The organism is Paenibacillus terrigena DSM 21567 (genome assembly GCF_000374845.1).
Taxonomy (GTDB): domain Bacteria; phylum Bacillota; class Bacilli; order Paenibacillales; family Paenibacillaceae; genus Paenibacillus_K; species Paenibacillus_K terrigena.
Map to the genome: position 1 here is coordinate 1 of NZ_KB895419.1, position 18,425 is coordinate 18,425.

An 18,425-nucleotide genomic window follows, 5' to 3' on the forward strand; every position below is an offset into this window, starting at 1 on the left:
TGGAAAGTGTTCTGTCCACGACCATCTTCTAACGAAACTCCTTTTTGAGACTTCTTAACCCAAACGAGCACCTGACATTTACTACGTATATTCAATTGCTTCGCTACTTCTCGAGAACTTACCCCTGACTCATAAAGTCGAATGGCTTCGTTTTTTAATTGTTCCGTGTATTGGATGAATACTTGTCCCTTTTTTGCCATGAAAAATCCCCTCCGGTTGCAGCTTTCAAGTCCATTGTACCAGTGGACTTTTCTTCACTGTCAACCATAAGGGGATAATATCAATGATTCGGCTTTTTTTGTGTTGGGTGATTAATATACATTTTTATTGGGGGGAATGCATGATTAATGTTAAAATGGGATTATATGGATTCGACTGAAACGGGGAGGTTTCATGATGACGATTGTATCCGATACGGTGAAAATAACTAAACATAACAAAAAAGTTATGATCCGATCCGCGATTCAAGAAGATGCAAAAAGTCAAAAGATGGGTTTTATAGAGGAAGGTAGACGTGTGAAACAAATAAAAATGCAAGAAAACGACTATTGCGATTTAGTGCCTATGAGTAAATTTGTGAAGAGTAACTAGATATAACACAATAGAAAGTGCGAATAAGGGGGATTACGATCATGACCTATCTATTTCAACCGATGATGAGAAAACATGCGGAAAGTATGATGAATTGGCGATATCAGGAGCCTTATGATTTTTATAATTTTGACAATAGCGAAGAAATGATGAGTGAACTCATGAATGGCGATTATTATAGCGTATTTAACGATAAGGATATTGAATCGCCAATAGGTTTCTTCTGTATCGGCAACTCAGCCAGGGTTCCAGCAGGGTACACCGCTGGGATCTATAACAGATCTGAACTCATGGACGTTGGGTTAGGACTTGAACCATCCCAGACAGGAAAGGGATTGGGAAGGATATTTGTTAAGGAAGGAATGGATTACCTTAGACAGCTCTTGAATCAAGAGATGTTTCGACTGGTTGTGGCAAGTTTTAATGAAAGAGCGATACATGTCTATCGGGAAAATGGTTTCGTAGAACATAGCAAAATCACGAGTAAAGTTCATGATCGAGAAGTAGAGTTTATATGCATGATCAGAGAAAATTAAAAACACAATTCTTACTAAAGGTCTATTGATTCGGAACTTGAACGATGAGGTGAATAATGCCGAGAATCATTACTTTAGCAGATGGGAGATCAATCGAAGTCGATTGTCTAAGCTGCGCTTTGACAAGTAGTCTCATACAACCAACAGGTGGAGTTATATACGAATCAAGCCGTTTTCATATCCACCAAGATGTTGCTTATCCAATAAGAGGGTTAGTGATATTAGCATCGAAGAGACATTTTTATGGCATGGATGAACTATCAGATGAGGAGCAAGTTGAGTACATATCATTAATTCATCGGATTCGAAGTGCACAACGAACGAAGTTGGGTATCGAGAAAGTCTATTATTTTTATAATGAGGATACAACTCATCATTTTTATTTATGGATGGTTCCTAGGTATGAGTGGATGAGCCAATTTGGAAAATCGGTTGAATCTCTAAGGCCCGTATTGTTGCACGCACGGAATAACCTGAATGATGAGGAGAATATGAGAAGCGTTATTGAAGGGATCAACATATTAAAGGATTTTTTCAAGAATGAACCATAAGGAAGTTAATCACGAGAACACTTGTGCGCATTGTGATAAAAAGGTAAAATATAGATATTGAGAGGGCGTTAGGATTCGATGGAAATGATATGGCATCGTCATCTTGGCATCTATGGTATTTGTATTGAGCATGAACAATTGCTAGTCATCCACAAGAATGGTGGACCTTATACTGGAAGATTTGATTTGCCAGGCGGGAGTATTGAACCGAATGAATCGATACTTAAGACAATTGTTCGAGAATTTTTAGAAGAAACGGGTATATCAATTCATGTATTAAGGAACATTGGAACGAAAGATTTTATTGTACCTTGGAGAAGAAGTAATTTCGATCATACACATTGTCATCATATCGCTGTATTTTATGAAGTGACGAGAATGAGTGGGAGCATTGAAGAGTCTCCTAACATAGGTGATTCATTAGGAGCAGCCTGGGTCTCTATCAATGATTTGAATGAACATAATTCTTCACCCTTAGTGATCGAAGCGATGCAATGGATTCAATATAAGCAGTTTAATATCGAGACGAAAGAGTACTTAGCAGAGCTATAACCATACATGAGGAGACAGCTATAATGAGAAGGATTAATGTTGTGTACTCACTAATTACGGATCCGTCAAAATCCAAAATACTTATGGTCAAGAATAGCGATAATGGGAGCTGGACACTTCCAGGTGGACTTGTAGAAGAGGAAGAGTATCTTGAAGCAGCTGCAATTCGAGAAGCGAAAGAAGAAACAGGATTGGACATTAAAGTCTTAGGAATCGTAGCTGTCAATGAAGCAATCCTCGAGAAACAGGGAGAACATGCTGTATTTATTACTTTTAAAGCTGAAATTATTGGAGGAAAACAAGAAATTGTAAGACCCGACGAGATTAATGATATTCAGTGGATTGCTGTAGAACAAGCTGATCAATTGATGCCTTACTATCTAGAAGGGCTTTGCGAGATTGTTCGTAAGGATGTTGAAGTCACATATTTTAATGAAGGAAGAGTATAGACACTTTCAAGGATGGTGGAATACGCGTGAAGCGAAATATTGAAGCTGTATTTATCGATCGAGACGGCACAATTGGTGGGACCGGTCATTTCATTCATCCGAATCATTTTGAGTTATTTCCCAATGCACAGTTAGCCATTGATTTACTGAAGTTGCATCGAATCAAGGTATTTGCTTTTACGAATCAATATCGGATTTCACGCGGAGAGGCAACATTAGAAGAATTTAAAGCACAATTTAAGGAATATGGATTTGATGATTCTTACATTTGTCCACATGAGGTGCATGATCATTGCGATTGTCGAAAACCCCAAGCGGGTATGTTAATTCAGGCTGCTCAGGACCATGAATTGAATTTATCTCGATGCGTGGTTATTGGTGATGTAGGTGATACGGATATGCTGGCTGCTCATTATGTTGGCGCGATGAAGATCCTGGTTAGAACAGGCTGGGGCGAAGGATCTCTAGGTTCATTTCGAGACAAATGGAATGAAACCGAACCAGACTATATAGCGAAGGATCTCTTAGAAGCAGTGGAATGGATATTGAGTACCGGATAAATTGAAGTTTTGGATACAGGAAAATAAGAACGTTATCTATATTGCTCCTATAAAAGTAAAGAGAGGGATCATATGAAACCATTCATTGGGGCCAAATTAATCGGAGTGATGCTGTATGCTAAAGATTTGAGAAGAGCAAGTGAATGGTATTGCGACAACCTAATGTTTCAACTAGCAGATTTTGATTTTGATGATTTTGTAGAACTAACGATTGACGGACAATATGTTATGCATCTATTCAAAGATCAAGATCATATTCCAGTATCACGAGCGGTATTCTCATTCCAAACAGATCGGATTGAAGAAGTGTATCAATCCTTGGTGGACAAAAAAACAGAGATATATCCTATAGAAACATATGGGGATCATCGAAGTTTTCGGGTTAAGGATAGTGAAGGAAATATGTTAATGATTACGCAATATCATATGGACTGATTCGCCCGAGATGAGGAGATTAGGCATAAAATCTGGATTTAGAGAGGGTCCCGTCTTTTATTGGATTATAATTCGAATTAAAGGATCTATAAATCTTACCGCGGAGGCTCAAAATGATTAGACGATGTACGAATTTCGATATCGATGCGATGTTTCAAATTATCAATGATGCAGCATTGGCCTACAAAGGTGTGATTCCTAATGATCGATATCATGAGCCTTATATGGCGTCTGAAGAGTTGAACAATGAAATATCTGATGGGGTCGTATTCTGGGGGTATGAAGAGGAAGATCAATTAATAGGTGTTATGGGCATCCAAGATAAAGGTGATGTTTCTTTAATTCGCCATGCTTATGTACGAACCAATCAGCGAAAAGGTGGTATTGGTACGAAGCTTCTGGCTCATCTGATATCATTAACAAATAAACCCATATTAATAGGAACGTGGGATTCAGCCACATGGGCGATAAGTTTTTATGAGAAGAACGGGTTCGATCTTGTATCTCCCTGTGAGAAGGAAGTACTTCTTAAGAAGTATTGGAATGTTCCGGAAAGACAGATAGAGACATCAGTTGTGTTACGCAATAGAATTTAATAAATCGAACAATGGAGGAGATAAGATGCAATTAGCGGGCAGTTATTTGTATATACCGGTAAGCCATTTGAATAATGCTGCAGCGTGGTATACGAAGCATTTTAGCTTTAGAGTTTATAAAGAAGACGCGCTGTTCATCGAACTTCGTTCAGAATCGGGTGTAAGAATCATGCTCATCCCTAACGAAGAGGGTATTTATTCGCACATGCATTATTCTACAGGCACACAGGCCGTCTATGGGTTCGTTGTTATGAATATCCATGAAGTCTATCAAGAATTAAAGGACGCAGGGATTCAAGTGACAGCCATAACGGACTATGAGGGTCTATCTTTTAAATTCTATGATCCTGACCAGAATATGATTGAACTCTGGGGCGACTATCCCCAGGTGGGATGGACTGTATTCGAATCTCTAAATAAAAATAACTCAAACAGGAGAAGTATCCAATGAACAATTTAGATAATATTTACCTGATTACCGACATTCCAGGGTTTACACCTCAAATTAGCCGCTTGATCTCAATGATGAATTATGCAAGATATACAACGATCGAGGCAACCCGAGGCTTAACCGTCGAACAATTGGATTTCCTACTAGATTCAGAGAGCAATTCAATTGGGGCGTTATTATTGCATTTTGCAGCGGTGGAGTATGCCTATCAAGTTCAGACATTCGAGGGCAGAGAATTATCGGAAGAAGAATGGCTTGAATGGGGGCCAGCATTACGATTAGGTGAAGAAGGCCGTGATTCAATAAAGGGGCAGGAGTTGAGTTTCTACATAGATCGTATGAATCAAGTCAGAATGAGAACATTAGACTTACTCGGAACGGTAGATGATGATTGGTTAAATACTGAAGAGTCGTTCTGGTATAACAAGCCGGCGAATTATTACTTTATGTGGTTTCACGTCTTTGAAGATGAGATCAACCATCGAGGCCAAATTCGAGTGATTCGTAAGAGACAGGGCGTCTAAATACGAGTTGATTATTGGGAGGAACAAATGAATAACGAGAGAATCATCACAAGTACGAGCGAAGAATCGAATGATGTTCGCAATAGACTGATAGAATTTAACTCATCCCACGTACCGAATGGGCGATATGAAGTAGTGAATTTATGCGTTAAAAATGATCAGGGAGAAATCATAGCTGGTCTTAATAGTGCAATAAAATGGAACTGGATGGAGATCGATATTTTATGGGTTCATCATGATTACCGCGGACAAGGGCTGGGAAAAAGCTTATTAGAGGAAGCGGAGCGTATTGCTAGAGATCATCAATGTACTTTTATGAAATTACACACCTTTAGTTTCCAAGCACCTGATTTTTACCCGAAATATGGGTTCCAGGTTATGGCAACAATCGAGAATGCGCCAACAGGTCATAGCCATTATTACTTCATGAAGGAGCTTTCTTAGTGTCGAACAACAGAGTGGAGAGTATCAGAGCGACAGAGGTGAATACCATGATGATGCCAACCCATATTGTAGCTGTAGGTGGTATTGTAGAGAGTGAACAAGGCGAGATTCTTCTGGTGAAGACGCGAGATGGAGGCTGGGTATTTCCTGGGGGCCAAGTGGAAGCTGGCGAAAATCTCATGGACGGTCTGACTCGAGAGGTCAAAGAAGAGAGCGGCATCGATATTGCCATATCACATATGATCGGCGTGTATTCGAATACTAGCACGTATAAGTGGCATGATGGGATAACTGATGTTCCAACGAAAGTTATGCTAGATTTTTACTGCACTCCAGTCGGCGGAGAGTTGACTACTTCAGAAGAAACGTCTGAGAGCAAGTGGGTAAGGAAGAGCGAAGTTCTGGACCTGATAACGGCTCCTGCGATTCGTACGCGTTACCAAGCCTATTTGGATTTCGATGGAAAAGTGAACTATATGGCGTATGTGACGAAGCCTGAATTCGAATTGAAGCTCACAAAGGAACTATAAAATAGAAAAGAAAGGGACGTATCATGTCCATCGCAATAGATCATTTCTTATTCCGAGTTGCTGGCGTATTCATCAAGGAGCGAAAGGTCCTCTTACATATGACGAAGAATGGGAGAGGCTGGGTATTGCCTGGTGGTAAAGCCGAAGTGAACGAACTAACAACGGATACCATCATTAGAGAATTTGAGGAAGAACTCGGATATACGGTGAAAGTTGATCGATTATTATGAATTATTGAGAATTTTAACGCTTATGGTGTGCCGGAATTGCATGAACATGGGATGTATTATGCCGTTGAAGCTCCAGGTGTTATTGTTCAAGATGATGCATTTACCGGTAAAGAAGAATTGGGAATCCGTTACCAATGGGTAAATATCGATGAATTAGATCATGTGAATATCTATCCCAAAGCGTTAGGAACCCTGATCCGTGAATTAGCACAGACGGACGGCATTAAACATGTGATGAACAATGACCTTGAATAGTTGGGTACTACAGCTAAGGGGGGAGCATCGTTGCAAGAAGAGCAGCTATTAGTAGAAGGATTAGAGATCGTAGCGACGTGTAAGGGAACGACCGGTGATCTATGGCATGCACATTACGGTGTTGCGGCCATTGCGTGTTATTTCTTTCTCCAAGACAATCTGCTGCCTGGCGACATTCGCAGTACGATACTGAATCAAGCGACAGCGATGCTGAATATGCATTCCTTAGGAGAAATGAAGGAAAGTGAATCTCGTAGTGCAACCTACCCATACGCTGAAGAGAGAATATCAGATGCATTGGAAGGGACGATCGATGAGCTGCACTGGGTGGGACATCATGTGATCTACTCTGCTTTGTCTCTTTTGGCTATAAAAGAACTCGGTTCTTGGGGGACAGAGAAACACATCGATGGCATTGTACAATTGATTCGTTCCTTCGAGAAGACGATTCCTGGCCGATCTTGGCTGGGCATATCTACGCCTGAAGTGAAACGTCTAGCTATCCCGGCAGATGATCCATTACTCCGAATTCAACACCCAAGTGACTTGTCAGTGCTAATCTTATCAGAGTTGTCTGCGTTCAATGCAATCTATAGGGCCGAAGCACATCACGATTTGATCGGTCATTTGCTTACCTTTTCACATGCACTGAATATTTTGTATGATTTAGGACATGAATCGTTGTTCCACAGAGGACTGCGACCTCTACTCAAAATGGTCAAAGTACTTCGATTGAGTCATGATCTGCAACTAGAATCCGAAATCCCATTGTATTCTCCCGTTGATCAACTGCCGTTAGAGAAGAAGCAACCGGTGGTAGACTTGCCGCTCGAGAAGGCATTTTGGTTACACGATCATCATGGCTCGGATTGGGATTTTGGTCATGTATTTAAGTTTACATACAGCTATTACAACCATATAAAGCGAGTGCCTCAACATATCGGAGAAACTTCACTGCATAATTTTCGGTATGTGTTAAGTTTATAGGAATTGATTGGTGAATTTGCGTTTTGAGAGGAGTGGTGTGGTATGAAAAATATGAATCGTCAACAGGTTATCGAACAAAGCAGGTATCTATCAACGTAGAGAACCCCATCGGATTCGGATTTCTCTACAACATTTAGGAGGATTTCAGAATGATCACATTTCAAGCCATTGATAAGACGAATTGGCAAGAATGCATTAATCTTAAGTTAAAGAAAGAACAAGAGCAATTTATTGCTTCGAATTTGTATTCTATTGCGCAGGTTCAATTTCTAGAGCGCTTCGAGGCGAAGGCCATATATGATGAGCAGCAAATGGTTGGATTCACATTATTTGGTCTAGATTCAGATGACGGCAACTATTGGATCTACCGTTTTATGATCGATGAACGATTCCAAGGGCGTGGATATGGAACGGCAGCTTTCAATTCGATCATCGATCATATAAGACAGCGAGAAGATCGGACCGATGTTCTTATGATTAGCTATGCGCCTACGAACGAGCAGGCGAGAAGACTCTATGCCAAAGCAGGCTTTACCGAATTGGGCATCATGCCGTGGTCCAATGGTGAAGTCGTTGCGAAGTATACATTTTGAGTGAAATGATGAATTGGTTAAGACCCTGCAGCTGCACGGTCTTTCAACACGATAGTTGAAAGTAATAACAACTTTGATCACAGAAATGAGGCTATACGTATGAGACGTGTTGATGTTGCATCAGTGTTAATCCACGATGAGCATGGATGTATTTTAGTCGTGAAGAATGGCGGTCCCTCTGCCTATTGGGGTCTGCCTGGGGGTGCCGTGGAACAGGGAGAGACGTTGGAACAAGGTGCCATTCGCGAGGCAAAAGAAGAAACGGGATACGATATTGCCATTACGGGACTGAGTTCGCTGCGGGAGATGTACTTTACGGAGCGGGAGTCTCATGCTCTAATCATCACATTTACCGCGAAAATTATAGGTGGATCGATCCAAGTACAGGACCCGGATAACGATATTGTAGACGTACGCTGGATCGATAAGGATACAGCGATGGAGCTCATGCCAGAATTGACCGAAATGCTTCGATTGAATTCCGATCACGATAAATCTTTAGCATTTTATGCATTTGAAGGGGTCAAACCTTAGACAGGCAGGAGGAACAGCAATGGAGAATGTTATCCGATTTTATGAAACGGTTGATGAAGAACAGCGGTTTAAACGAAATTCGAGACGTGTTGAATTTATTACAAGTATTCATGCGTTAGAGCCTCTCATTCACAAGTCATCTAAACTACTGGAGCTTGGGGCGGGTACGGGAAGCTATTCCTTTCATTATGCCGAGAAAGGGTTAGAGGTTACGGCGATCGATGTTACACCAGGTAATATTGAGAAGATCAATGCGAAGAAAGCAGACTTTCCACACATTCAACTGGACGCGGTTCTTGGTGATGCTACGGATTTGAGTGCTTACACCTCGGAATCATTCGATGTTGTACTCTGCCTCGGCCCATACTATCATATCGTGGATGAGGAAGCTCGTAAGTCCTTAATCCAAGAGTCGCTACGCGTGCTGCATCCCGGCGGTATCCTTGCTATTGCCTATATCAACAAATATTCAGTTGTCCCTATGCTCGTCAAGAAGATGCCTCAATTCATTCAAGAGGGCACAATCCGTAAAGTTATGCATGACGGTAGTATCAGTGGCGGTGATCCAGAAGCCTTCTGGACGGATTCTTATTATACAACGCCGGATGAGCTTGAAGCTTATATGTGTCAATTCCATATCAATACCTTAGATCATTTAGGGACAGATGGATTAAGCCATACCATTAGTGATGAAGTGGATGAACTGTCAGATGACCAGTTTCAGACATATATGAAATATCACTTAGAAACCTGTCGGGAGCCAAGTATCCTCGGGATAAGCACACATGGGCTTTATATTTGTCGGAAGAGCGCTGGAGGAACCCATGAAATAAATGATGAACATCAACCCTGATATGCCTGTGTCAAGGAGCGACGACTTGTGAAAATTAGAATCATAGGTGCCTGTGGAAGCGGGAAATCGACAGCTGCAAGAATGCTATCGAAGCATTTCACCATTCCTTATTTCGAAATTGATAACATCGTCTGGGATCGAAGTGAAGAGAGCTTAAGATTCCCCGTGGAAGTACGAGACCGGACATTTCGCGAGATACTAGCCAGAGAGGACTGGGTGCTTGAAGGCGTACAGCACCATTGGACGGGAGAGAGTTTCGAGCGAGCAGACGTTATCTTTATTCTTAATCCGCATGTGTTCGTGAGAGACTACCGTATCGTAAAGCGATTCATTCGCTCCCGAAGCGGCATCGAGCCATGGAATTACGAGCAATCAGTCAGCAACCTGTGGAAGATGATCACGAAATGGAATCACGGATATGATATGGACGAGGTTCTAACGGTGACGAATCAATTCATACATAAGAGATTTATCGTTAAAAACGTATCCGAGATGATTCAGCATCTCGAAGCATATGAGATCGAAGGTACAACGTACAAAGCAATAATGTAGCTATTCGGATAGCTATAGGGCTGTGTGCCCATATTAACTTACATGCAATTTCCAATCTGTGAAAGTATCCCTATGACAAATTATTCAAATTTGTCGAAATGATTGACCGTCACCATCCTGTCTACTAGACTTAGTTATGTTTTCCAGCAGTTGTAACTACAGGAGGTAAGACAGAAATGAACAAAAAATGGATGCTAACCGCAGGACTTACATTGACACTGGTAACGGGATTTTCACTGGGCGCTTATGCCGATGGACTCGTGAAGAAAATCTCCGCTTATCAGAATGGCAACATCAAAATTAAAGTAGACGGAAGTAGCGTGAACCTTGTTGATGGCGGCGACAGACTGATCCCAATCGTATATGATGGGCATACCTATGTACCTGCGAAGCCAGTAGCAGAAGCGCTAGGCGCGAAGATCAAATGGAATGGATCTACATCAACGATAGATGTCTTAACGGGTGCGAATGGAACAGATACAGGCACGACTCCGAATAAGGATAACGCAGCAACGGCAGTCAAAGGAGCGACGAATACATATTCATCGACAACGAAGTCTGCGGATCTATTCGAGAGCTTCAAGCCAACAGCCAAAGATGCGCTCAAACTCTATATGGATGCGATCAAGTCTGGCGATAAAACCAAGATGAATGCGTTTATTGAGAAGAGCGATCTATCGGTCGATGGATATGAGAACGAAGCAGCGAATGATGTGAAGAAGGCGGGCAAGAACGTTGACGGAATTCGTCTTAGCGATCAAGAGGTCATCGATGGGCTATATACTGGCATTATGGATCAGTTGAACAATGATCGTTGGTACAAGTACTCGCAGCACTCGCAAACCAATGGTAGAATGTATCTCGAATATGTTGTCAAAGCGGATGATTATTCCAAGCTTATCTCTGCGACATTTACGTTCGTCGTTGACAGCAAGAGCAATAAATACCACTTAAAATCAATTTATTTCTATTAAAAATAACGTTTAGAACGATATGAAAACCCCTGCACGTCAGTGTTCTTGAGAACAGCTGTGGTACAGGGGTTTTTTATGCCTAATTAGGCTTTAACGGGTTCAGCATCGACCGTGAACAGAACCGTATGTATCGAGATTTTGTTGCCAAGAATGATGGGCCCCTCTTCGGATCCATCCGCCGTATTTCCGCTCCGCTCTGCTTGCGCTTTCTTCCGGTCACCATGGGATTGCTTGAAGGAATCACTTTTCACCCAGCCATCAAAAGCTTCGCGACTTTCCCACGTGGTGTTTACTTTGATCTCATCACATTCTTCTAAGTTTTGTGTGAGCCACAGCTCCATGGAGATGAATCCTGGCATGTGATGAACACCTTTCGGGTTCTGAAAACGCTCCGCGATGGATTCGCCATGGCCTTTTCTAATTTGAATCGTATTCGTAACGACGATCATGGATGAACGCTCCTTTATATTCTCTTTTATTTTTGTTCCAGAAAAGCAACCACATCTCGCGCTGCTTCCCCGCCCATATAGGCGTGCCGCAGGAGTGGAATGCCATGTGGACCTTTGGCATGCTTCGCTTGAGGGTTGACCTGTACGATACTCTTCACGACATCCACGTATCCGAGCATGGCTGCAGCGAATAGATCAAGATGTGCGCCTTGCTCGAGCAGATAGCGCGCGATGTCTTGTCTGCCCACATGTGCGGCTGCACCTAAGGCTGTCTCCCAATCGCCGCCGCCCCAGTTCATAGCTGCATGGAGCAAACCTGGCTCTACATCGAGCATCGATTGAACCGTATCGAGCTCATGATGCGCACTTGCTACAAATTGCCGAACGAGCTCGCTCGGTAGAGTAGAGGGAATAGATTGTGGATCTAATTTTTGTTCCATGGACAACGCCTTCTTTCACTAGAAAATGGGTCGATCATAGACAAGATGGCTTATCGCATCGCAAGCATTGCATTAATCTCACATAAGGATAAGGGTCATCATAGTGAATGCGAACGGTAATCTCAAATACTTGCTCGAACATTTCGTGCGTAAGCACTTCAGAAGGCGTGCCTTGCGCGACCATGCGACCTTCTTTCATGACGATTAACCGGTCACTGTATTGGGCGGCTTGATTAATATCATGGAGGACGGATACGATCGTCATATTCATTTCTTTGTTTAATTGCGAGATGAGCTCCAGAATTTCGAACTGATGTGAGATATCTAGAAAAGTAGTTGGCTCATCTAATAGGAGAACCTTCGGCAGTTGAGCCAGTGACATGGCGATCCATGCACGCTGACGCTCGCCGCCAGATAAGGACTGAAGCTGTTGGTCCGCGAGGTGATCCATTCGTGTTGCATGAATCGCCCACTCCACGATTTCGCGATCTTCCTTGCTCATACCCGAGAACCAACGCTGATAGGGGTGTCGTCCATAGCGGACTAAATCTCTAACCGTTAGATCATGTTGACCCGATTGCATTTGTGGCAGCATCGCTAAGATTTTGGCAATCTCGTTTCCTTTCATCGCTCGAATATCATGTCCGTCGAGAACAACGGTACCTGTATTCGGTTGCAGCAATCTTGTGATTAGGCGCAGCATGGTCGACTTGCCCGATCCATTAGGACCAATGATTGCAATCCGTTCGCCTTGTTCTGCAGAAATATTCACATCATGGATGGAGAATCGTGGGGTAGGAGCATAGGATATTCGCTCCGCATTAAGAATTGCCAATACGACCACCTCCACGTCTTAATAGATACAGGAAGAACGGCCCGCCAAGTGCAGCTAACAATATCCCGACAGGTAACTCGATCGGATCGAACCAGCTGCGCGCTGCCGTATCTGCGAACACGACCAGTGCAGCACCGCAGATGGCTGACATCGGCAGCAAAAATTTATAATCGCTACCCACGAACATTCGTACAATATGCGGAACGACGAGTCCGACAAAGCCGATTAAACCGGATACACTGACTGCAATACCCGCGAGCAGTGTGCTTACGATGATGAGGAAGAAGCGACTTTTCTCTGTCGGATGACCTAATAATTTGGCAGCCTCATCCCCAAGTAATAGAATGTTCGCATGTCGGATCGCGAAGATCGAGAGTATGAGAGCGACGGCTACATAAGGTAAAATCATATCGAGATGATACCAGCTTACACCCGATAATCCTCCGGCCAGCCAAGGGAGAACCGCTTGCACCCGATCACTATAGAGCTGCATGATCCCCGAAGTAATCGCACCGACAAGTGAATTGACAGCCACACCCGCGAGAATAATCCGTACAGGCACAGCCCCTTGCTTCCAAGAAAGCGCATAAGTGATCATCACAGCAATCCATGCCCCGACAAAAGCAGCGACAGGAATAAGATAGTAGTACTCTGGGAAAATGATCATGATGAGCACAGCCATCAACCCAGCACCTGCAGAAACCCCGATGATGCCGGGATCTGCAAGCGGATTGCGCATCACTCCTTGCATGAATGCTCCGGACATTGCGAGTACCATGCCGACACATGCCCCAATGAGAACACGTGGAAGCCGGAAATTCCAGATGATTTGCTCTTCTGTGGATGGTTCATGATGTACGAGTACGTTCCATATTGTCTGTAGCGGGACATGAACGGATCCGATGATTAGACCGTATAGCATCGCAGCGATCAAAATAAACAAGGATACGACAAGGGCAATTTGCCTGGTCATCAATCGACGATCGACAGGAACTTCTGGCTTTGTGATCGCCGATTTCGCCAATGAAGACTGGGATGGGCGAGCCAAGCTCATTATTTATCCTCATCCTGAAGCTTTTTCGTTAAATATTGCAAAGAATCCGTTACTTTTGAACCTGGATTAACACCGAAGAGGTTGGAAGGCAGGACAATCACTTTTTTGTTCTTCACAGCTTTTAAGTTTTTCCATGCGGCATTTTTCTGGATTTCAGCCATGAAGGTTTTCTCAACCTCAGCAGGATCGCCATGTGTTATGAGCATCACATAATCAGGATCAGAAGTAATAATGCGCTCCGTGCTTAATTGGGCATAGCCGCTGTATTCTTTCATGGTAGGATAATCTTCGGCTACGTTTTTACCGCCAGCTTTCGAGAGTAGATCACCTGATAGAGAAGTGGGAAGTGCAGCGAGCAGAGCACCAGGAGCACCGTAGACGAGCAATACTTTTTTAGGGTTTTCTTTGTCGACTTTAACGCCTTTGAGAAGTTTGTTCATGGTTGTATTGATTTCTGCCGCGCGTTTGTCTTTGCCGGTTATTTGACCATATAACGTGATACTTTTTTGAATGTCGCTGATCGAACTCGCGTTGCCTAAGAACACTTTGGCACCCGTAGCTTCTAGTGATTTGACATCTTTGAGATTTGCGACATTGGCAATGATGAGATCAGGCTTCAAGGCTGTAACTTTTTCATAATCAACTTTGTGCGTCGAGCCTACTTCAACCGCTTTCATCACGGCTTGTGGGAAGGATGGGTCTTGGATCGCTGGTCTACCAACAACGGTAGCACCCAAATCAGACATGATTCGAGCATCTCCGGAACTCAGAACGACGACGCGGCTGACAGGTTTTGTGAATTTGATTTCTCGATTCGCAAAGTCTTTCAAGGTAAAAGCTTTAGTCACCGCTGCCTTCGCAGTCGGTGCAGATTTCGTTGGTGCTGCGTAGGCGGTAGAGCCAGCAGCGAGTGGGGTTGCGACTATGAGTGCAAGGGATAGAATGGCAATATTGAGTTTTGACATAGACCGTTTCATGCGAAAGTTCCTCCTAGAATCTTGTTCATTATGATGGAGTATCATCAACACACCGGGCCCTTGGTTATGAGAATGATATTCATTATCAGTAATACTAATTGAAAATCATTCTCAGTGTCAATATGTATTTTGAAAAAGGTGGAAATATTCTTAAGAAGCGAATGATAGGGAGAGGGAAGCAGGGGAAATAGAAAAACCTTATCATCTGTGGTAAAGTGTAAGGGTTGTTAATAATTACCACCATCGGTTCATGAACGCCTGGAGGATCAGATGAATGCGTTTGGGATGGAATAATGAGGTGAGAGAATGATAGATTCTATTGAGAGGTTGCTTCGCGAGACATTAACTAGGGAAGTATCTCCCACAATGATCCTTCATAATTTTGAAGAGCGGATGATTAGACCGGGGATGTCTGGCGCAGCACTTCGTAAATTTGAGTTGTTTGTATCGGATGCTTCAATATCTGAACGATTAAATTTGTCTTTAGTAGTAAAGGAAAGTTCATGGATTGAACGACGTGTACTCGATACTCTCTATAAACAGAAGATGAATGTTCCGTTTAATTTTACATTTAACTTGACCTCAGACGTTTCTGATTTCATATGCCTTCAGGATCTAAGTAGCAATCATATTCCGGATTCCTTGTCTATTTCGGATGACTGGTTGAGAAAAGAAGCCTATGAGCTCGCACGCATTCATGCAACTAATTTACATCAAGATACACAGTATGCTTGGCTACCTAGAATTGACCGTCGTTTTATTGAAACTTGGTTACAGGTCGGCTGGAAGGGCCCTTGGCAGGAAGTGTTACTAAACGAAGAGTTTGTAGATGTATTTCGCTCATACATTAGACAAATCGAGCAATCAGCACAACATATTGTCGAGGATATGAACTTGGTTATTCGGGATTCGGATTTTTTCAGTCTCATTCATACAGATCTTCATGGTGGTAACGTACTCGTTGATAACGACGAAGTTTATTTTATCGATTGGGCCGAAGCACACTATGGTTCGATCATACTTGATTTACCGCATAATTTTTGCACGAGGAGGCATGTTCAACATTATGTTGAGGCATTGAATGATTTAGGAGTGAGATTTCCAGAGACGACATTCTATGAACATTATCAGATATGCAGGCGTTACATCGGGCTACGCTACATGGGATGGTTGCTGCATATTTGGAAACATGACAAGGGTGCGACGAACTGGATCATTCATCAAATGAACATGGCTATCGAATAACAGACTATGATTATAGCTGTCGTGTGAAGTGGATCCCACTATAGGATTGATCAATTCATCGAATAGGAGACTTATATAAACATGACTCATCGTATCACACTTATACCTATCACACCCGATAATGAACTCGATTGCATCAAGCTCAGTCCTAAGGAAGATCAAATGAACCTGGTAGCGAGCAACGCAGACTCATTAATTCATGCAACCAGAGAGCTTACTTCTAAGCCTTATGGTATCTACTTTGACCAATCGATGGTTGGATTTATACTATTCGACCAGGAAATCTATCACGACGGGTACTATTGGATCCTTCGCTTCATGATCGATGCACGATATCAAGGGAAAGGCTACGGACAATTAGCGATTCTGGAAGTTATTAACCAGTTAAGAAATAGAGAAGATTGCCGACAGATTCGTGTGTCTCACATTCCTTGTAACACCGCAGCGAATCGATTGTATAAAAAGTGTGGTTTCGTAGAAACCGGCGAATTCGAAGACAATGGCGATATTATTCTTCGATACGACGCTCCAATTCCTTCATCAATGCGATAAAATGCTCAGCTGGCTTGGTCAAATAGCGATCCTTCAACCAGACCAAGCCTGTCGCGAAGGCGTTCTCGCTGTCTGTAATAGAGACTGCTTGTATATCATAACCTCGATATAATTGCAGGATCGATGCAGGAACGATGGTCGTTCCATTGCCCGTGGATACCCATTCGAGCAGCGTGACAATATCGGAGCATTCCCCAATAACATTCGCACGCAGGCCCCTCATTGTAAATTGTTCGAGTATATTCTGATAGAGTCCAAGCCCTTCTGTACTTGGCAGGATGAGCGGGTACTGTTCAATGTCCTCATATGTTATAGGCGCTCCGGCAAAAGGATGAGAGAGCGATCTGACAAAATAAAATGGCTCTGATCGTAAAGCCATCACCTCGAATTCACTGACATCCAGCGGAAGCCGCACAATGCCTAGCTCAATCGCGCGTTCATGAATTAATCGCAAGATCTGTGCCGATTCATTCTGCTGAATCCGGTACGTAATCTGCGGGTAACGCTCCTGGAAGATACGCAGCAGCTTCGGCAATGCAGCCGATGATAGTGTATTGACGCCTATCGTTAATTTGCCCCGTGTGCCATGTCCGATTTCTTGTACTTCGATTTGCGACTCTTCCAACATCTTCGTGAGTTGAAGCGCATGTCGATATAAGGCTTGTCCCGCGTCTGTCAGCTCCATGGATTTCCCCGTTCGCTTCACCAGTTGAACGCCGAGTTCTTGTTCCATTCCTTTTAATTGCTGCCCGAGCGGAGGTTGGGCCATATGCAGTCGATGAGCTGCAGCCGTAATTTGCTTTTCTTCTGCAATGGCAATGAAATACCGAAGTTGCCGAATATCCATGCTCTATGTCCTCCTCATGCGAACGATAAAAGTATGCAAATTGAACTTATTAAATATTTTTCGTTCGTTATAGGCTATGGTACCATAACATCAGCACTCGATGAAAGGGAGTGTTTCATCGTGTTACGAATCATTTTGATGTATTGTGGCTTCTTCATGTTGACGGCATGTCAGCAGCCCGACAATTCCATGACAAAGGATGTGGCAAGGATGAACAATCAGCTTATTCTAGCTGCCGAACAAGGAAATACGGAAGCTGTATTGCAATGGCTCGAACAGGGAGCGAATATTGATGCACGAGATTCTCAAGGTCGGACTGCGATCTTGGCAGCGACCCACAGGAATCATCCAGAGACGGTTCAAGCATTGATTGAAGCGGGAGCGAACATCCATATCCAAGATAATCAGCTGGATAATCCGTTCCTGTATGCTGGTGCGGAAGGATTGCTAGACATCGTGAAGCTGCTCATAGATGCAGGTGCGGACCCGGCGATCACGAATCGATATGGTGGTGTAGCACTAATTCCAGCTTCTGAGCACGGGTATGTCGAAGTGGTGCGTGAGCTGCTCACACGAACTTCGATCGATGTGAATCACGTGAATAATTTAGGATGGACGGCTCTGTTGGAAGCCATCATATTGAATAACGGCGGTCCGAAACAGCAGCAAGTGATTCAATTGCTTATTGAGCATGGTGCAGATGTTACGATACCGGATAAGAATGGCGTTACACCGCTAGATCATGCTAAGAATCGTCATTTTACAGAGATTGAACGACTTCTGGTTGAAGCGCAGAAATAATGGAATGAATATATTTCGAATAAAGGAT

At 43.1% G+C, this 18,425-nt stretch carries 30 protein-coding genes; 23 read left to right on the forward strand and 7 right to left on the reverse strand.

All coding sequences use genetic code 11. From position 1 onward, the window contains the following. Positions 1-200, reverse strand: a 200-nt coding sequence (locus C558_RS0120040) for a transposase (RefSeq protein ID WP_018758079.1), incomplete at its 3' end; no start/stop codon positions are given. Positions 201-393: 193 nt separating this feature from the next. Between C558_RS0120040 and C558_RS0120045 the strand changes: the two genes are divergently transcribed. From C558_RS0120045 to C558_RS32710, 20 genes are all read left to right on the forward strand, one after another. Next, entirely contained in the window at positions 394-591 is a 198-nt protein-coding gene (locus C558_RS0120045) for a hypothetical protein (RefSeq protein ID WP_156826208.1), read from the forward strand. 41 nt (positions 592-632) lie between these two features. Continuing rightward, a complete protein-coding gene (locus tag C558_RS0120050) occupies positions 633-1,127 on the forward strand; it encodes a GNAT family N-acetyltransferase (protein WP_018758081.1) in 495 nt (164 codons plus the stop codon). Between the two features lie 56 nt (positions 1,128-1,183). Beyond that, positions 1,184-1,678 carry an HIT family protein gene (locus C558_RS0120055; protein ID WP_018758082.1) on the forward strand — a complete coding sequence of 165 codons (495 nt, stop codon included), beginning with the start codon at positions 1,184-1,186 and terminating at the stop codon, positions 1,676-1,678. A gap of 78 nt (positions 1,679-1,756) precedes the next feature. Next, positions 1,757-2,230: an NUDIX hydrolase gene (locus C558_RS0120060; RefSeq protein WP_018758083.1), complete on the forward strand. Its 474-nt coding sequence runs from the start codon at positions 1,757-1,759 to the stop codon at positions 2,228-2,230. Between the two features lie 23 nt (positions 2,231-2,253). Then, complete coding sequence (locus C558_RS0120065; protein ID WP_018758084.1) at positions 2,254-2,679, forward strand: NUDIX hydrolase; 426 nt, start codon at positions 2,254-2,256, stop codon at positions 2,677-2,679. A gap of 26 nt (positions 2,680-2,705) precedes the next feature. Next, positions 2,706-3,239, forward strand: a complete 534-nt coding sequence (locus tag C558_RS0120070) for an HAD-IIIA family hydrolase (RefSeq protein WP_018758085.1) — start codon at positions 2,706-2,708, stop codon at positions 3,237-3,239. A gap of 72 nt (positions 3,240-3,311) precedes the next feature. Continuing rightward, on the forward strand, positions 3,312-3,674 hold the full coding sequence (locus C558_RS0120075; protein WP_018758086.1) for a VOC family protein: 363 nt from the start codon (positions 3,312-3,314) through the stop codon (positions 3,672-3,674). A 113-nt stretch (positions 3,675-3,787) separates the two neighbouring features. Further along, positions 3,788-4,270, forward strand: a complete 483-nt coding sequence (locus C558_RS0120080; RefSeq protein WP_018758087.1) for a GNAT family N-acetyltransferase — start codon at positions 3,788-3,790, stop codon at positions 4,268-4,270. Between the two features lie 25 nt (positions 4,271-4,295). Further along, on the forward strand, positions 4,296-4,721 hold the full coding sequence (locus tag C558_RS0120085; protein ID WP_018758088.1) for a VOC family protein: 426 nt from the start codon (positions 4,296-4,298) through the stop codon (positions 4,719-4,721). Next, positions 4,718-5,245 carry a DinB family protein gene (locus tag C558_RS0120090; RefSeq protein WP_018758089.1) on the forward strand — a complete coding sequence of 176 codons (528 nt, stop codon included), beginning with the start codon at positions 4,718-4,720 and terminating at the stop codon, positions 5,243-5,245. The genes C558_RS0120085 and C558_RS0120090 overlap by 4 nt, the downstream gene beginning before the upstream one ends. Before the next feature lie 27 nt (positions 5,246-5,272). Next, a complete protein-coding gene (locus C558_RS0120095) occupies positions 5,273-5,689 on the forward strand; it encodes a GNAT family N-acetyltransferase (protein ID WP_018758090.1) in 417 nt (138 codons plus the stop codon). 47 nt (positions 5,690-5,736) lie between these two features. Further along, on the forward strand, positions 5,737-6,219 hold the full coding sequence (locus C558_RS0120100; RefSeq protein WP_026264030.1) for an NUDIX hydrolase: 483 nt from the start codon (positions 5,737-5,739) through the stop codon (positions 6,217-6,219). 23 nt (positions 6,220-6,242) lie between these two features. Continuing rightward, complete coding sequence (locus C558_RS31490) at positions 6,243-6,449, forward strand: NUDIX domain-containing protein (protein WP_018758092.1); 207 nt, start codon at positions 6,243-6,245, stop codon at positions 6,447-6,449. A gap of 27 nt (positions 6,450-6,476) precedes the next feature. Further along, the gene (locus C558_RS32705; RefSeq protein ID WP_156826210.1) at positions 6,477-6,704 is read left to right on the forward strand and encodes an NUDIX hydrolase; all 228 of its coding nucleotides are present in this window, start codon (positions 6,477-6,479) and stop codon (positions 6,702-6,704) included. Between the two features lie 30 nt (positions 6,705-6,734). Further along, the gene (locus tag C558_RS0120110) at positions 6,735-7,691 is read left to right on the forward strand and encodes a hypothetical protein (RefSeq protein ID WP_018758094.1); all 957 of its coding nucleotides are present in this window, start codon (positions 6,735-6,737) and stop codon (positions 7,689-7,691) included. A gap of 149 nt (positions 7,692-7,840) precedes the next feature. Then, on the forward strand, positions 7,841-8,284 hold the full coding sequence (locus C558_RS0120115) for a GNAT family N-acetyltransferase (RefSeq protein WP_018758095.1): 444 nt from the start codon (positions 7,841-7,843) through the stop codon (positions 8,282-8,284). Between the two features lie 99 nt (positions 8,285-8,383). Next, on the forward strand, positions 8,384-8,818 hold the full coding sequence (locus C558_RS0120120) for an NUDIX domain-containing protein (protein ID WP_018758096.1): 435 nt from the start codon (positions 8,384-8,386) through the stop codon (positions 8,816-8,818). A 19-nt stretch (positions 8,819-8,837) separates the two neighbouring features. Then, positions 8,838-9,671 carry a class I SAM-dependent methyltransferase gene (locus C558_RS31495; RefSeq protein ID WP_018758097.1) on the forward strand — a complete coding sequence of 278 codons (834 nt, stop codon included), beginning with the start codon at positions 8,838-8,840 and terminating at the stop codon, positions 9,669-9,671. 27 nt (positions 9,672-9,698) lie between these two features. Then, a complete protein-coding gene (locus C558_RS0120130; RefSeq protein WP_018758098.1) occupies positions 9,699-10,223 on the forward strand; it encodes a P-loop NTPase family protein in 525 nt (174 codons plus the stop codon). Between the two features lie 176 nt (positions 10,224-10,399). After that, a complete protein-coding gene (locus C558_RS32710) occupies positions 10,400-11,197 on the forward strand; it encodes a stalk domain-containing protein (protein ID WP_018758099.1) in 798 nt (265 codons plus the stop codon). A gap of 83 nt (positions 11,198-11,280) precedes the next feature. Here the strand turns inward: C558_RS32710 and C558_RS0120140 are convergent, their stop codons facing one another. The 5 genes from C558_RS0120140 to C558_RS0120160 form a co-directional block, all read right to left on the reverse strand. Then, a complete protein-coding gene (locus tag C558_RS0120140; protein WP_018758100.1) occupies positions 11,281-11,646 on the reverse strand; it encodes an antibiotic biosynthesis monooxygenase in 366 nt (121 codons plus the stop codon). 26 nt (positions 11,647-11,672) lie between these two features. Beyond that, positions 11,673-12,086 carry an ankyrin repeat domain-containing protein gene (locus C558_RS0120145; RefSeq protein WP_018758101.1) on the reverse strand — a complete coding sequence of 138 codons (414 nt, stop codon included), beginning with the start codon at positions 12,084-12,086 and terminating at the stop codon, positions 11,673-11,675. Between the two features lie 34 nt (positions 12,087-12,120). Next, positions 12,121-12,921, reverse strand: coding sequence for an ABC transporter ATP-binding protein (locus C558_RS31505; protein ID WP_018758102.1), 801 nt, complete (start codon positions 12,919-12,921; stop codon positions 12,121-12,123). Next, positions 12,908-13,894: a FecCD family ABC transporter permease gene (locus C558_RS0120155; RefSeq protein WP_051106901.1), complete on the reverse strand. Its 987-nt coding sequence runs from the start codon at positions 13,892-13,894 to the stop codon at positions 12,908-12,910. The genes C558_RS31505 and C558_RS0120155 overlap by 14 nt, the downstream gene beginning before the upstream one ends. 80 nt (positions 13,895-13,974) lie before the next feature. Further along, entirely contained in the window at positions 13,975-14,952 is a 978-nt protein-coding gene (locus C558_RS0120160; RefSeq protein ID WP_018758104.1) for an ABC transporter substrate-binding protein, read from the reverse strand. A gap of 306 nt (positions 14,953-15,258) precedes the next feature. Between C558_RS0120160 and C558_RS0120165 the strand changes: the two genes are divergently transcribed. Together C558_RS0120165 and C558_RS0120170 are read left to right on the forward strand one after the other, a co-directional pair. After that, positions 15,259-16,197, forward strand: a complete 939-nt coding sequence (locus C558_RS0120165) for a phosphotransferase (RefSeq protein ID WP_083927223.1) — start codon at positions 15,259-15,261, stop codon at positions 16,195-16,197. 81 nt (positions 16,198-16,278) lie between these two features. Further along, positions 16,279-16,749, forward strand: a complete 471-nt coding sequence (locus C558_RS0120170; protein ID WP_026264033.1) for a GNAT family N-acetyltransferase — start codon at positions 16,279-16,281, stop codon at positions 16,747-16,749. On the opposite strand, the gene C558_RS0120175 is transcribed toward C558_RS0120170, so the two are convergent. After that, complete coding sequence (locus tag C558_RS0120175; protein ID WP_018758106.1) at positions 16,706-17,596, reverse strand: LysR family transcriptional regulator; 891 nt, start codon at positions 17,594-17,596, stop codon at positions 16,706-16,708. The genes C558_RS0120170 and C558_RS0120175 overlap by 44 nt on opposite strands. A gap of 117 nt (positions 17,597-17,713) precedes the next feature. Here C558_RS0120175 and C558_RS0120180 point away from each other — a divergent pair, with 117 nt between their 5' ends. Beyond that, positions 17,714-18,397 carry an ankyrin repeat domain-containing protein gene (locus tag C558_RS0120180; RefSeq protein ID WP_425413956.1) on the forward strand — a complete coding sequence of 228 codons (684 nt, stop codon included), beginning with the start codon at positions 17,714-17,716 and terminating at the stop codon, positions 18,395-18,397. The last annotated feature ends 28 nt before the right edge of the window (positions 18,398-18,425 follow it).

Bases quoted from the DNA above. Each gene is read 5' to 3' on its own strand.
- C558_RS0120045 (WP_156826208.1), top strand. From the start codon at position 394: ATGATGACGATTGTATCCGATACGGTGAAAATAACTAAACATAACAAA.
- C558_RS0120050 (WP_018758081.1), top strand. From the start codon at position 633: ATGACCTATCTATTTCAACCGATGATGAGAAAACATGCGGAAAGTATG.
- C558_RS0120055 (WP_018758082.1), top strand. From the start codon at position 1,184: ATGCCGAGAATCATTACTTTAGCAGATGGGAGATCAATCGAAGTCGAT.
- C558_RS0120060 (WP_018758083.1), top strand. From the start codon at position 1,757: ATGGAAATGATATGGCATCGTCATCTTGGCATCTATGGTATTTGTATT.
- C558_RS0120065 (WP_018758084.1), top strand. From the start codon at position 2,254: ATGAGAAGGATTAATGTTGTGTACTCACTAATTACGGATCCGTCAAAA.
- C558_RS0120075 (WP_018758086.1), top strand. From the start codon at position 3,312: ATGAAACCATTCATTGGGGCCAAATTAATCGGAGTGATGCTGTATGCT.
- C558_RS0120080 (WP_018758087.1), top strand. From the start codon at position 3,788: ATGATTAGACGATGTACGAATTTCGATATCGATGCGATGTTTCAAATT.
- C558_RS0120085 (WP_018758088.1), top strand. From the start codon at position 4,296: ATGCAATTAGCGGGCAGTTATTTGTATATACCGGTAAGCCATTTGAAT.
- C558_RS0120090 (WP_018758089.1), top strand. From the start codon at position 4,718: ATGAACAATTTAGATAATATTTACCTGATTACCGACATTCCAGGGTTT.
- C558_RS0120095 (WP_018758090.1), top strand. From the start codon at position 5,273: ATGAATAACGAGAGAATCATCACAAGTACGAGCGAAGAATCGAATGAT.
- C558_RS0120100 (WP_026264030.1), top strand. From the start codon at position 5,737: ATGATGATGCCAACCCATATTGTAGCTGTAGGTGGTATTGTAGAGAGT.
- C558_RS31490 (WP_018758092.1), top strand. From the start codon at position 6,243: ATGTCCATCGCAATAGATCATTTCTTATTCCGAGTTGCTGGCGTATTC.
- C558_RS0120115 (WP_018758095.1), top strand. From the start codon at position 7,841: ATGATCACATTTCAAGCCATTGATAAGACGAATTGGCAAGAATGCATT.
- C558_RS0120120 (WP_018758096.1), top strand. From the start codon at position 8,384: ATGAGACGTGTTGATGTTGCATCAGTGTTAATCCACGATGAGCATGGA.
- C558_RS31495 (WP_018758097.1), top strand. From the start codon at position 8,838: ATGGAGAATGTTATCCGATTTTATGAAACGGTTGATGAAGAACAGCGG.
- C558_RS32710 (WP_018758099.1), top strand. From the start codon at position 10,400: ATGAACAAAAAATGGATGCTAACCGCAGGACTTACATTGACACTGGTA.
- C558_RS0120140 (WP_018758100.1), bottom strand. From the start codon at position 11,646: ATGATCGTCGTTACGAATACGATTCAAATTAGAAAAGGCCATGGCGAA.
- C558_RS0120145 (WP_018758101.1), bottom strand. From the start codon at position 12,086: ATGGAACAAAAATTAGATCCACAATCTATTCCCTCTACTCTACCGAGC.
- C558_RS0120155 (WP_051106901.1), bottom strand. From the start codon at position 13,894: ATGACCAGGCAAATTGCCCTTGTCGTATCCTTGTTTATTTTGATCGCT.
- C558_RS0120160 (WP_018758104.1), bottom strand. From the start codon at position 14,952: ATGAAACGGTCTATGTCAAAACTCAATATTGCCATTCTATCCCTTGCA.
- C558_RS0120165 (WP_083927223.1), top strand. From the start codon at position 15,259: ATGATAGATTCTATTGAGAGGTTGCTTCGCGAGACATTAACTAGGGAA.
- C558_RS0120170 (WP_026264033.1), top strand. From the start codon at position 16,279: ATGACTCATCGTATCACACTTATACCTATCACACCCGATAATGAACTC.
- C558_RS0120175 (WP_018758106.1), bottom strand. From the start codon at position 17,596: ATGGATATTCGGCAACTTCGGTATTTCATTGCCATTGCAGAAGAAAAG.